This is a genomic window from Thermosipho melanesiensis BI429 (assembly GCF_000016905.1).
Taxonomy (GTDB): Bacteria; Thermotogota; Thermotogae; order Thermotogales; family Fervidobacteriaceae; genus Thermosipho; species Thermosipho melanesiensis.
Genome location: NC_009616.1, coordinates 1,132,585 through 1,145,500, shown reverse-complemented (window position 1 = coordinate 1,145,500; position 12,916 = coordinate 1,132,585). Strand labels below are relative to the sequence as shown.

Annotated in this window: 14 protein-coding genes; 1 reads left to right on the top strand and 13 read right to left on the bottom strand. The window is 28.2% G+C overall.

Going from position 1 to position 12,916, the window contains the following annotated elements:
• Positions 1 to 152: 152 nt before the first annotated feature.
• Positions 153 to 419, bottom strand: coding sequence for a hypothetical protein (locus TMEL_RS05800; protein ID WP_012056724.1), 267 nt, complete (start codon positions 417 to 419; stop codon positions 153 to 155).
• A gap of 135 nt (positions 420 to 554) precedes the next feature.
• Here TMEL_RS05800 and TMEL_RS05795 point away from each other — a divergent pair, with 135 nt between their 5' ends.
• Positions 555 to 1,100 (top strand): DUF7010 family protein, encoded by a 546-nt coding sequence (locus TMEL_RS05795; protein WP_012057333.1) that lies wholly within the window; start codon positions 555 to 557, stop codon positions 1,098 to 1,100.
• Between the two features lie 263 nt (positions 1,101 to 1,363).
• Here the strand turns inward: TMEL_RS05795 and TMEL_RS10300 are convergent, their stop codons facing one another.
• The 12 genes from TMEL_RS10300 to TMEL_RS05735 all read right to left on the bottom strand — a co-directional run bounded on the left by TMEL_RS10300 (position 1,364) and on the right by TMEL_RS05735 (position 12,617).
• Positions 1,364 to 1,513, bottom strand: coding sequence for a hypothetical protein (locus TMEL_RS10300; RefSeq protein WP_155760988.1), 150 nt, complete (start codon positions 1,511 to 1,513; stop codon positions 1,364 to 1,366).
• Between the two features lie 477 nt (positions 1,514 to 1,990).
• Positions 1,991 to 2,272 (bottom strand): hypothetical protein, encoded by a 282-nt coding sequence (locus tag TMEL_RS05790; protein ID WP_041426034.1) that lies wholly within the window; start codon positions 2,270 to 2,272, stop codon positions 1,991 to 1,993.
• Between the two features lie 324 nt (positions 2,273 to 2,596).
• Entirely contained in the window at positions 2,597 to 3,514 is a 918-nt protein-coding gene (locus TMEL_RS05785) for a right-handed parallel beta-helix repeat-containing protein (RefSeq protein ID WP_012057329.1), read from the bottom strand.
• Between the two features lie 11 nt (positions 3,515 to 3,525).
• Positions 3,526 to 3,810: a hypothetical protein gene (locus tag TMEL_RS05780; RefSeq protein WP_049750432.1), complete on the bottom strand. Its 285-nt coding sequence runs from the start codon at positions 3,808 to 3,810 to the stop codon at positions 3,526 to 3,528.
• Between the two features lie 696 nt (positions 3,811 to 4,506).
• Entirely contained in the window at positions 4,507 to 5,364 is an 858-nt protein-coding gene (locus TMEL_RS05775) for a DMT family transporter (protein ID WP_012057328.1), read from the bottom strand.
• 15 nt (positions 5,365 to 5,379) lie between these two features.
• Positions 5,380 to 6,120: a class I SAM-dependent methyltransferase gene (locus TMEL_RS05770; protein ID WP_012057327.1), complete on the bottom strand. Its 741-nt coding sequence runs from the start codon at positions 6,118 to 6,120 to the stop codon at positions 5,380 to 5,382.
• Entirely contained in the window at positions 6,114 to 7,028 is a 915-nt protein-coding gene (locus TMEL_RS05765) for a nucleotidyltransferase domain-containing protein (RefSeq protein WP_012057326.1), read from the bottom strand. Before TMEL_RS05765 ends, TMEL_RS05770 begins: the two co-directional genes overlap by 7 nt.
• A 460-nt stretch (positions 7,029 to 7,488) precedes the next feature.
• Complete coding sequence (locus tag TMEL_RS05760; protein ID WP_012057325.1) at positions 7,489 to 8,325, bottom strand: hypothetical protein; 837 nt, start codon at positions 8,323 to 8,325, stop codon at positions 7,489 to 7,491.
• The gene (locus TMEL_RS05755; RefSeq protein WP_012057324.1) at positions 8,322 to 9,218 is read right to left on the bottom strand and encodes a DUF488 domain-containing protein; all 897 of its coding nucleotides are present in this window, start codon (positions 9,216 to 9,218) and stop codon (positions 8,322 to 8,324) included. The genes TMEL_RS05760 and TMEL_RS05755 overlap by 4 nt, the downstream gene beginning before the upstream one ends.
• 233 nt (positions 9,219 to 9,451) lie before the next feature.
• Positions 9,452 to 12,022: a TrlF family AAA-like ATPase gene (locus TMEL_RS05745; RefSeq protein ID WP_337998344.1), complete on the bottom strand. Its 2,571-nt coding sequence runs from the start codon at positions 12,020 to 12,022 to the stop codon at positions 9,452 to 9,454.
• A 41-nt stretch (positions 12,023 to 12,063) separates the two neighbouring features.
• Positions 12,064 to 12,294: a PHP domain-containing protein gene (locus TMEL_RS05740; RefSeq protein WP_041426028.1), complete on the bottom strand. Its 231-nt coding sequence runs from the start codon at positions 12,292 to 12,294 to the stop codon at positions 12,064 to 12,066.
• Entirely contained in the window at positions 12,291 to 12,617 is a 327-nt protein-coding gene (locus TMEL_RS05735; RefSeq protein WP_012057322.1) for a HEPN-associated N-terminal domain-containing protein, read from the bottom strand. The genes TMEL_RS05740 and TMEL_RS05735 overlap by 4 nt, the downstream gene beginning before the upstream one ends.
• Between the last annotated feature and the right edge of the window lie 299 nt (positions 12,618 to 12,916).

Here is a 12,916-nt window from a genome sequence, read left to right as displayed (position 1 = left end):
CAAAAATAAGCATTATTCACTATTTCAGTGAGATGGTAACCTTTGGATTACCTTGAAAATTCCTTTTAACCATTGCAAACAACGCAAACAAAAAAATTACTATTGTCCAGTTGTATAGGGTCAGTTTCGCCCAAATGCTCTTCACCACTCTCTCAAAGCTTTTCGTCTTTTACCACGACTAATTCTGACCTTTCAATGAAATCTTTCAGCACTTCAATACTCATAGAGCATCTCCCATCATGCACTTTGTTTTTTATCTTTATACCCTTCATCAGTTCGAGCAAAAGTTTCCTTTCGTCACTGTATGCAGGTCCCATATTTACACCAACCAGTATGGGATTACCTCCTTTTTCTTTCCTGCCCACCATCAGTTCCATCTTCACGTGAGAAGACACTTCCCTTATCTTCTTTCCCCTCATCTTTGGAAGTCGGAATATAGTTTTTTTGAACACACTCAAATTTTCTTGACATTATTATAAACTTACGTTATAATTATTGTAATATTTATTTATAACGCAAAATAAAAACAAAATAGAAATTAAGGAGGATATGGTATGGACTTAAGCATGTTAAAAAAAGAGCTATCTGTAAAATGTAAAAATGGAGTGGCATTTTTGTTGTCAGCTTCAGTAGTATGGGGAATTATGCTTCTTATAGTACTTTCTAACTTTGAAATTAACACAAAAAATTCTTTAATCTTATGGTCAACAGCGTTATTGTTCCCACTTGCAATGGTTTTTTCAAAGATTTTTAAAGCACAATGGAAAATTGATGATAACCCTCTTTCTATTTTGGGATTTTATTTGAATATAGCACAGCTTATTTATTATCCAATAGTAGTTTGGGCTCTTATAAAAAGACCTGAAGAAATGATAATTTTCCTTGGAATAATAACAAGTGCCCACCTTTTCCCATATGGTTGGTATTACAGTACAAAAATTTATATGGTAATGTCTGTTTTTATGTCTGTAACAATTCTCTTTGTAGCTCTTAGATTAACTTTAAAAACTTTATGGATTATTCCAACATTGATGATAGTTTTTCTAATTTTGCTGGTTATTCTTTTGTATAAAGATTACAAAAGAAAAGAAAAAAGTTGATAAGGTTATCAAAAAAACTCGAGAATTCTCTCGTTTTTTTTCACACAACATCCAACTTCCTACAGAAAAGAATGTACAGAACAATAAATATAACAATATCTGGACAATCTAAAACAAGTAAAACCCTATTATACAAACTTTTATCTCTTTCTAAAAAGTAATCTCTTCTTGTTAAACGGATTTGTCAGCATCATTATACCCAGATGTACTGCGTACCCCACGATCCCGCACACAATATCTCCCTTTCTCCTATGAGAAAAATGTTAAGGAACCACCATATCTATCACTTTGTAAAGATAAACGATATCAAAGGTAGCTACCAACACGTAAGCCCAAACGTTGCTTTTTACATCGATGAATGTTTCATAAAACATTTCAGGTGGTTTCATAAATATTTTTAGTACTTTTCTCACTTCTTCACCGTCCATGAACGTAATCTACAGCTTTAAGGAGGAAGTTCGTTATACTAATACCCAAAGCACACTTGCTACTTCTATTACAAGCGGGGCTGTGCTAAGTTTTTGAAATCCGTTAACCTGTTTAATTTTCCACTCACGTTGTCAGGTTTTCACGTCTTTGATTTGAACAATAACCTTCTTTTGTTAAACGGGTGAAAGAGTACTACTATTGCCATGTATCCTCCATAACCTAATAATCTGTAAAACACCTACTAACATGATTAAAATCTTCCAAAATAAACTCAACCTGGGTGTATCATAAAGAAAGGGGCCCACCATATTAGCCACTTTATAAAGATTAAAGCTGTCAAGGATACAGAACAACAGATATATCCAGAAATTATTTTTCGGATCGATGAAATTCTTATAGAACATATCGGTTGGCTTCAGTAAAGTTTTTAAAAACTTCCGCACTCTATCACCTGCCGTGAGCTATGATTTCAACACTTTCAGACCATACTTTTTCCCCACAACTATAGAGTCCCAGATATTTCTCTCCTCCTTCTGTTTTAGCTTGGTGAACGGATCGCATACGAACTTTTCATTGATCTTTATGATTCTATGTTCTCCAAGTTGTATAGGCAAATATACGTTGTACTCAGGTAAGTCAACACCATAATATGATTTAAGTTCTGTGAAATCTGTACTTTCACACATAAATTTAAGATTTTTATCAAAAAACAATACAAACGCGCTTTTCAAAATATCATTCATGACCACTCTCCCCTTCTTTCTTTGCAACTTTCCCACTGCTGGTAAGTTTCACACTATCCATCAACATATTGCTCAATCACAGGGATTTGGTTGTGTGTACTGTCACTCGCCTTTGTTTTATTCGAAAAAACGAGCGTTGTTAAAAACAAGAGCACTAAAAAACTATTGCTAATATCTTCCTCACCTGTTTTACCTGCTTTTACCAAAAAGAAGCTTTTTAGTATTGCTTTTTCTAAAGATTTCTAAAGATTTTGAAAAGTTCATTATAACACAAAAAAATTCCGGTATTGTTAGGCAATACCGGAACATGGAATGTTTAATAAATCATTTATTATCCCAAAAGTGATTTGAAAAATTAGTTTTCATCAATAAAGATTTTGAAACATTGGAATAGCCCTTTAAAACTCCTGTGAATTTTTTTGTTTTTGGACAACTATCACAGTCCTTTGATAACAATTCTAAATCCTGATTATTTTCATCAAAATAATTATTTATTAAAGACACATTGGAATTATTTGCAGCTACAATTGCCTGAACATTTAGCTTAAATTTATTATTTATTATATTTTGATTCCCAGAAAATATCATCAAACATATTTCATTTTCAGAAAAATTAGAATTAAATATATAGCTTTCTTTATTTTCCAGAACAAATGCTTTTTTCATTCCTGAAATGTCAACATTATTTGCAACAATAGTAGTGTTATATGAGCCTAAAATTCCCACACTACTAAAAGTTAATGATGCATTTTTCCCTGAAACTTTTCTATATTTTTTATCTAAAATCTTAACCATTTCAAGTTTCACATAGCTTTCATTTTTTTCATCACTAACTGAAACTAATCCTATTCCATTATTCAATTCTATTGTAGCGTTCTTTAAATAAACAGAAGAATTTAAAATTCCAATTCCAACCACATTCAATGCACTTATTTTTATATTTTCCAATGTAACTGTAGCACTTTCCAAATATATCACAGGTTTTTCGTTAAAAATGTTTTTTATATTTTTATCACCAATAAATGATATTTCTCCAGATTCTCCCATACTAATAAATTTCAATTCCTTACCTATAACTTCAACTCTTTCATTAAAAGAATTACTCAATATTATAACATCTCCATCTTTTGCAGTATCAATTACTCTTTGAAGATCATTTTCAGCTACATATGTTTCAGAAAATGCTAAACTAGCAAACAAGAATATAATCAAAAACAACCCCCACTTTTTTAAACTTTTCATAAATTCACCCCCTAATTCCCTTTACAAGGATAAATTGTTACAGTATCATATTTTATACATAGTCTTCTTTCTGGTTTCCAACATATTCCCAAACATCCAGATTTACATGCCAATTTACCCCAAAAGTTTCCTATGGCATCGCAAAACGACGCACAAACTCCAAAACAATTCTGTTCCAAATATCCTTCCGAATTCTCCCACTCTACACAAATAGCATATGTAACAGGTTCTGTTAAGCTCTCATCACATTCTCTAAAAATACCTACACTATCATTTAGTAAACTACTATGAAACATCAAAATTAGCAGAAACCCCCAAACTCCCTACTAAAATAATCAAAAACAAAAAGTATACCTTTTTCATCTTTTCACCCCAAAATGTTAATAATAAAATTCTAAAATATAACTAAATATTTAACATCACATTTTACATTTTAACAAAAAAATTATTAGATTGTCAAGTTCATAATTTAGTAACAATACAAAAAAAACAAAACACACTTTATAAAACAATACTTTTGTATCATTTTGTGTATAAAAATCTTCTTTTTGCATACTAAAAAATCTGTAAACTCCACTAGAACAGTTAATACTCTTTGTTGTTGCATTAATTAAATTGATAATTTTTTATATTAAATATACTGTATAATAAAAAAGAAAAAATCGTATCACAAAATTACGTAAAAAATTTTTGTAATAATTAGAAAAATACTCTTTCTAGACAAACACACAGACTTTTATAGAAATAATTAAACAAGCCCAAATTAATTATTGACAATAATTTATAATTCATTAAAATTCATATACTTTAAACATTAGATAAAATAGATTTGGTAAAAACTTTTTTCTCAAACAAAAAGTTCTTCAAGGTTTGATTAATTATAAAGATCGTTAGGTTTTAAATTAAAAAATTAAAGTAACAATTCTTGAAAACAAAATCAAGGACATAATCTTACATCTCTGATGAAATGTTGAGAAATTTATCGCAAAACTTCAGTTTTCAGAATTTAGTTTTATTCTAGAGTTATTTATTAAAACGTTCAACCTATATATAGAAAAAATTACAATTATTATCCCTATCCACTGCCTTGTTGTTATAACGTTGGGGAAAAATAACCTTGAAAGAAGCAGTGCAGTTATTGGATTTAAAGTTCTTACTATATTTGCAATCGAGAAATCTATCCTGCTTAAACTTTTATAGTAGAAATACAACCCTAAAAATGAACCTATAAATGCCGCTATGGAAAGAAAGAAAATTCCACGAAAACTAAATGAAATACTATTATTTCCATAAACAGTAGAGTAAAGAACACCAATAACCAGAAAAGTTATTACATTGTTTGCAAAAACCAAAAAATCTGCCTGTATTTTTGATAATTTTGCAATTGAATTACTCGTAGCAAAAAATAAAGCAGATGAAACAGCAAATATACCACCAATAAGATTTGGAATTTCCATTCTATATGAAGGCATAATAATTAATATAATTCCAAAAATATTAATTATTATCTGCAAAAGTACATTTACTGAAAGCTTTTCCTTAAATAAAAGTACGGAATACATTGAAGTAAAAATATAGTATGAAGTTCCAAGTACCATAGCTATTCCCGGATCAAGCTTCGAAAGACCAATAAACATAAAAAGAAGTCCTGCGGCATTAAACAATCCCACAAAAACAACATAAAAATTCATCCTCAATTTTCGGAATTTTTTCACAAAAAACAAAGAAAAAATACTTGCTACTAAAGCATTAATAATAGTAGCAAACATAGGATTAAATTCTTTGAGCGCCAACTTGTTAAAAATTGCCGTACTTCCCATTAATACTGCCGAAAGAATAGCATAAATCATTTTATCACTCCTATACTATTTTTTCGAAAATGTATACAAATAAAACCCACAATCTTTTATGATTTTCTTAAAAAAACTATCTAATATTTTTATCGCATAAAATCTTAAAGGTTTTTTCACACCAGGTACTAAAATAAAATCAAAAACTTTATATTTAATAACTGAAAACCCACAATTTTTAACTATATCTCTCATTTGCTCAGGTGTCAATTCTTTTTGAAAACCATACATCCAATTTCTAAAACTTTGTTGCAAAATTCTATCAACTACTCCAAAAGATATTTTATTTGGAACCATTATTACCGCTACACCTCCTGGTTTTAAAACTCTATACATCTCTTTTACAGCTCTTTCCATGTCTTCTTTTAACTTATAATGCTCTATTACCCCTAGTGATAATACAATATCACAATAATTATCCTGGATCGGTATATCTGTTGCAGTTCCAAGTTTTAACACAATTTTATTTTTGTACAACCCCTTTGCTTTTTCTATAGCGCTTTTTGAAATATCAATGCCAATTAACTCCCTACAGTTAAGCTGTTCCCCAACAAATTTTAAAACTCTACAATCACCACAGCCTATTTCGGCAATCTTTTCAAATCTATTTTCTTTAAATTCCCTCTTTATGTATTCAACTATCTGCAACCCTTTTATTTTTGAAATATAATCTCTTACCCTTTCATCTGAATAAGTGTTACTTGTATTCCAAACTTTATTCCAAACCATCTCAAAGTTATATTTCTTGTTTAACATCTTATCTTACCCTCATCATATACTTTTTCAACCTCTTCCACATTCAAAAAAATACCTGTGCCGCTATCTATTTTTTCTCCGTATACGTTTAAAACATCTCCTACTTTATACTCTCCTTTATTACCACCATGATATATAACAATTACTATCTTTTGACCTGTTCTGACAATTTTTCCCAAAAGTATAGTTGGTGTATATATAGAATGTATGTTATCTATAACTTCTATTTCACAATTTACCTTGCCCAAATTTATATACCGTCTTGAAAATATTTTAGGTATATCTTCAATATTTTTGTAAGCAAAGTGGCAGCAAAATATTTTTTCTTTGAAATAAACCCTAAGGGGTGTTTTCTTTCCCCTATCAAACACTTCCATTTCTTTTTTAGAAGAAAGAGCAGTAATTTTTCTAAATATTTCCATATTTCTTTCTAAATTAAACCTAAATAAAACATCTATGTCACTTTTCTCTTTCCTCAACCCCACCTGATACGAACCAACCATTCCTATATTGTCATATTCTTTTTCATCTATCCCTACTATTTTTAAAAACTCTTTTAAATCAGAAAATTCCTTGGGATAGTTCCTAGAAAACTGCTTGAATGTATAAAATGGATCATAAAACTTTTTTATTTTATTTTTATCAATTACCATTTTGTGTTTGATAAAATACGCTCTAATATATCTTCTACCAAATTTTTTAATAAACTCCAATTGTTCTTCAAAGCTACGCCAGCTTCCATCTTTTTTTCGTATTACTTTTACATACCTATTCCCCTCAATTTCCACATCTCCGTCAGGATGTTGTAAATATATATAATTACATATAACCTTATCTTCCGGATGCCACCAACCTTCCACACTACAGATATCACCGTCTTTTGTCATAAATAACTGCATATCAATCATTAAAATTCACCCCCCACATATTTTTTGAATTACTACATACATTTAAATTATATCAAAAAAATATAAACGTAATATTTTGTTAACTATCTCGATAACAATATATCAAAAACATATTTTCACATTTTTAACGCATTTTTTATTACAGCTTTCTACAGAGTTATATCGAATTAAATGAGCATTTGTAAGTCAACTAACAAAAAACTGGAAAATTTCTAATTGCAAAAGCTTTTCTAAAATTTTTATCTAATTTTCTTTTAATCTCTTCATTAGAAACCTCCAGAATAACTTTCCAAAAACTTCTATCTTTTCCATTAAGAAGATGGGATATTAAAGGTTATATAATATAAAAACGGAATATCAAAATAATCGAGAGAAATTTTAATTATTGATAAATTTCTCCTTATTTGGTCTTCTCAAAAAGAAAATTATAAGTTCCATAATCTTATAAAAATTCAAACTTTTATAAATCAAATAACATAGGTTCTGTTTTTGGAGGATAAAACAAACCTATAATTAAAAAAGGATTTTTTGCAATACCATGAAATTTCTTGGTTGTTCCAAGAAAAAAGTATAAATCTTTTTTTGTTAGTTCTACCATATACTTTTGTCTTACCTTCTCTAATGCCTCTTTTTCATTTTTTGAATTTTCAAGACAATTCCAAAAGAGTTGACCTATCTCCCAATCTTCTATCATAAGTCTACATTGTTTTCCAGTTTCATCTTGAAACTTATAAAAAAATTTGTAAGGTAATTTTCTTACTAGTCGAAAAGTCTCCTTAGCAAGCTTTTCTTCTTCACTATCAAAAAGCCCTGGTTGTTTTATATTATTTTCTATCTTTCGGATCAGCTCTTTATCCCATTCCCTTTCAGTTGATTCTATTATAAAATCATCTATCGATTTAGGTTTAAAGAGAGCTAACGATAGTTCAAAATTTTTGGCTTTTTTTATAAGCTCTTCAATACTATAGTAAATTTTTAACTTTCCAAGTACCAGTTCTCTTCTTTTTCTCCACTTATCTTTAGTATCAATAATGTCCAACAACTTTATATCATTAACATTAACTATTTTATAACTTTCAGGTCTTGGATCTGAAGAATTTCTCATAAGCTTAACTTCAATCCATTGATACTTCTTGTACCTCTTTCCATATTCTAAAAATCTAAAAGGAACTGGATAAATTCTAACCCATGAACCATCTTCCTTCATCCCCGCTGTACAAACTAGTTCTGAATATTTTTTTGAAAGTGTTGGATAAGTTTTAACAAGTATTAAAACTCTAGTTTTTTCTACATTCATAGATGTATCACCTTTATTCCAAAATGATTTTCTATATAATCACTTATTTTTGATCTATGACAATATTTTGGATCTTTCTCAAAACATGTAAGTACAACCCGATTCTTTTTTGAATATTCTTTTAATATTCTTTCAATAGCACTTTTTTGCTTTAATAAAACATTTTTTTTGTAATACTCAAATAAAACATTATAATCCTCCAGGGTCGAAAGATCTTTTCGTTTATTAGAATCAATCCCTAATTCAGGTAAATGTATGTATTCTATATTTAAATTTTCAAGAGCATTTTTTAAAGTTTTTCTTGAAAAACCATATTTCATACTGATAGGATTTTTTCTAACATCAATAACTGAATGAATATTATTCTTAATTAACATATTTAAATATTGTTCTATTGTTATACCCTCATAACCAAGTGTAAACAAAGATTTTTCGGTATTTGTATTTTCTATTTGCATATATTCTTTGGAAGTTATCTTGCCTCTAATTTCACTTTTACTAGCATAATATGGATATTTTTCATAAACATATTGAAGCAACGCTCTTCCATGAAGATTTTTAAATTTTAAATAGAAATCTTCAATCGCTTTCTTATCTTCTTTTTTCAGAAATTCATAATTTGTTATTTTCGTCGTTAACTTAATAGTATCTTCAACTATCAAGAATCCCTGATTTTCCATCTTGTGTAAATCAGCATATGCCTGAAATGAAAATGGACCATATTTGTATGGTACGAAATAATATAAAGGATTATTTGAACGATATAACTGCTGATATAAAAATAAATACTTTTGAAAGTCCATTTTCTTCAATTCCTTGCCAAAAACTTCTAAAAGAACTAAAAGAAACTTTTGTCGATAAAACTTTGGCAATTGTTTTCTGCATTTTTCCATACACTTCTCCCCTTTATAAAAACTTCTTTTACCTTATTTTATCACATATGAAAAGGTTAATTTGAATATAAAATAAAGATCTGTTATACAAAATCGGTTTTTCTTTAAGTAATAAATAAACCTTATTGGCATTTAAATCAAAATTAAAAAAACAAGCAATATAAGAAAGTATGTATATAGGATTATGTTTCTTTAACAATTTCTCTATCTTTTTATTCTCACTCTTTACTTTATTAGTCAACCTCCTCCTTTTGAATAGGAAAAGAATATTTTCTTTCCCGCTGCTTAAATGCATATTCACCGCCTTCCAAAATTTTGCAAATCTCGTTTCTAATATCTGGATTTTCAAGTGAGCCAGCTTTGTAACTTATACACTCATTATTATTCTCAGCAACTATAATTTGTTCAGCATCAGCATTAACAACTAAATTAGCATTGTGAGTTACAATTATTACTTGACGATATTTTTTTATTTTTCTAAAAATTGGGACAAGATTATTCATTATAAAATCATTATCTAAATCATCTTCAGGTTGATCAAAAATGAAGGGTTTTATAAACGGATCAGTAGCCAATTTTAAGCATATATACATTGTACCTTTCATGCCTACCGATAATTGTGACAAGCTTTTTGACTTATAATACACTTCAGAAATTACATTCCAGTAACTTGAAGTTTCAATCAACAATAATTTTAAAAAATCTTTTGTGCCATCTTTTACAAACAAATTTTTATCTAATATTTCTGATAACGAAAATTTTTCTGAGTTTATGTTTATCATTTTTTTATTTTTCAAAAGGTTAATAAAATCTTCTTCAGAGTGTATATTAAAAACTTCTTTTATTCTATCTTCTTGATTTTGTTCTTTTGTTGACTGAAACATTCTTAAATTTAGACATTTTTTTAATTTTTCATAAAAAATTTTATTATCAAAACTTATCCTAGGTTTAACCTTAATATCGCTAAGAAGTTTCTCTACTAATGTTTTTTGTTCTTCAGTCCAATCTTCTTTTCCTTTTTTTAAATAATTCCAACTTCTTTCTACATTAATTACATAGTCATTATATGATTCAACTAATTTTTCCACAAAATTTGATATAATGCTAAATTTTTGCATCAAATCTTTTTCTTTTTTTATAACTTCATCTTTTCTATTTTCCAAATCAATAATTTCTTCCTGATATTTTTTTACTTGTTCAAGTAATGTAGATATATCACCAATTATTCCCTTTTTTCTGAATTCATCTTTGATATTTTTATTTTCATTTCTAATTTCTTCCAAATATTCATTATTGTTATTATTAATTGATAAGATCTTTTCAATATAAAATTTAAAATCTAAAAGCGGTAATTTATTATCAGAGCTTAGCTCTTTATTTAATTCTTCAATTATTTTATTTTTTTCTTCTTGAAATGAAACCAATTCTTTGGACAACAATTCAAGATTTTCTTTCATTTTTTCAACTTTGTCAATTAATTTTAAATTAGCACTATATTTTTCAATCAATTCAGTGTTTTCCTTTGTTGTTATGTTATTAATCAATTTTTTCTTTTTACCAATTTCTTGTTCTATGAAAGATAACGAATTTATAAGATTGCCATTACTATCTTTCTTTTCCAAAAATCCTTTAATTTCAAAAATTTCATTTATCAATCTATTTATTTCTTCTTCACTAAAAGGTCTTTGTGGGACATCTGAAAAGTTAAGCAAACCTTTTATTTCACTATCTAAGTGCTCTGGCAATTTTGGATCAACAATATCTTTTACCTTTCCTTGATAAACATGAAGATAATCTAACACATTTTGTTCTTGAATTTTATACTCTATTTTTGTACCATCCGTTTTTTCATAGCTTACAACAAAATCATCATTTCTAATAGAAATACTTTGTGCTCGTTCATTTTTAGGTTCTTTTTCAAAAGTTTTAGCAACAGCATCCAACAACAAACTTTTTCCTGTACCTCGCCCACCTATTATTGCCACAAGATTTGGATTGAGCTTAATACTTGTATCTAAAAATTTTACACTTCCTTCTTCAAAAATTTCTGATTCCTTTATTGTTATACTTGAGAAAAATGGTTTGTGATAAAATTCTTGAGGATTTTTTTCTTGAATTTTAACTCTTTCTTCAGGTTCATAAATTACCTGTTTTAATCCCTCGAATGTAGGATCAGCTTTGATCCATGTATATTTCTTATTGTCAGGTTCAAATAATTTTTCTAAACTGTGCGCATCAGAACCAAAAATGCATGGTTTCAAACTCTTAAATTCTTTTTTAAAATTTCTTATTTTTTCTTTTCTTGTTTTACCAGGATGTTTGTAACCAAGTGCCCATTCTATTGTATTCTGATTTGATGCAATCAAACCATCACATTTTTGAATTAGTAATTTTCTTGTTTGATGATCTTGACCGTTCCATGAAATTTTACTCAAATCTTCATCAGCTGGTACAAATATCAAATACTTACCCTTAAAAATTGATTTTTTATTTGAAAGTATTTGCATAATATCTTCATCATCAACAACTGCATTTTTCAATCCTATTACAATATCGGGTTCATTTTTAAAATTCTTATGTTCTTTTTTCAGCTTTCTTCCAAGTCTTTCTAAATTTTCCTTGGTTAAACTTCTTTTCTCATCACCGGCCTGAGGCTCAGCTTCATAAACAAATTTAATACTCTCTAGAAATTCCCTTTCAATATCATAAACATCCACTTCATTTGAAAAAATGACATGAAAATTTATTCTCCTTTTACCTACTAGTTTGTTTAATCTAAACTCTATGTTAGGCAAAACAAGAATTTGCTTTATTTTTTCTATTTCTTCATTGGAAAATAGATGCCCTAATCTTTTTCATCATCAAGGTATTCTTTTAACTTTTTATATCCTTCTATAGAGAAATAATCTGTAATCCCTATAGCTGCTATCTCCTTTTGAATAGCTCTTTTGAACAGTCCTTTGACATATTGATCAAAATCATTCCCAAATTGATTATTTAAATAAGAAAAAGGTGTATGTACATGTAAATCCCATTTTCTCCATTCTGAACCTCTTTCAAAATTTATTTTCTTCACAGTTTTAATACCTCCTCTAAATCATCCGAAAATATTTCTTCAACATAATAGAGTGCTTCAAACATTGATTGCCCTAAGTCATTACCCGTAACGGGATCACAGTATCTCTTTTCTTCAGGATGCCAAAACCCTTCATTTTCTAATGTTTCATATGCTCTTCTAAACCCTTCAATAATAAAATCAGCTACTAAGTCAAAACTTACAACAAAGACATTATCTCTACCACATACGTCGCATTTTCCCTTTTTTCCTTCTTGTATTATAAAGTTTCTAATATATTCGTCTTTAAAACATTCTGCGCAACAATGCTCTTTGTCTTCCATAAATTTCTACCCATCCTTATTAAAATAAAACAAATCATTATGTAACATAATAGTTACACAGCATTTCGATTTTATCATATAAAAAAAGTAGAAAAAAACCTAACTTCTGATATTTTTTAGTATTTAAAATTAAAAATATTAAAAATAATAAGTTATACTTTTAATTTCCTTCTTTTTTGTTGTAGCTAATGAACCCGCAAAATTAAATACAATGTACCAAATTATATAAAACAAAAAAATTCCGAAATACTAATTTCCATAACCTTAATAATGCCTTTTGAAAATTACTTTGTTTGATT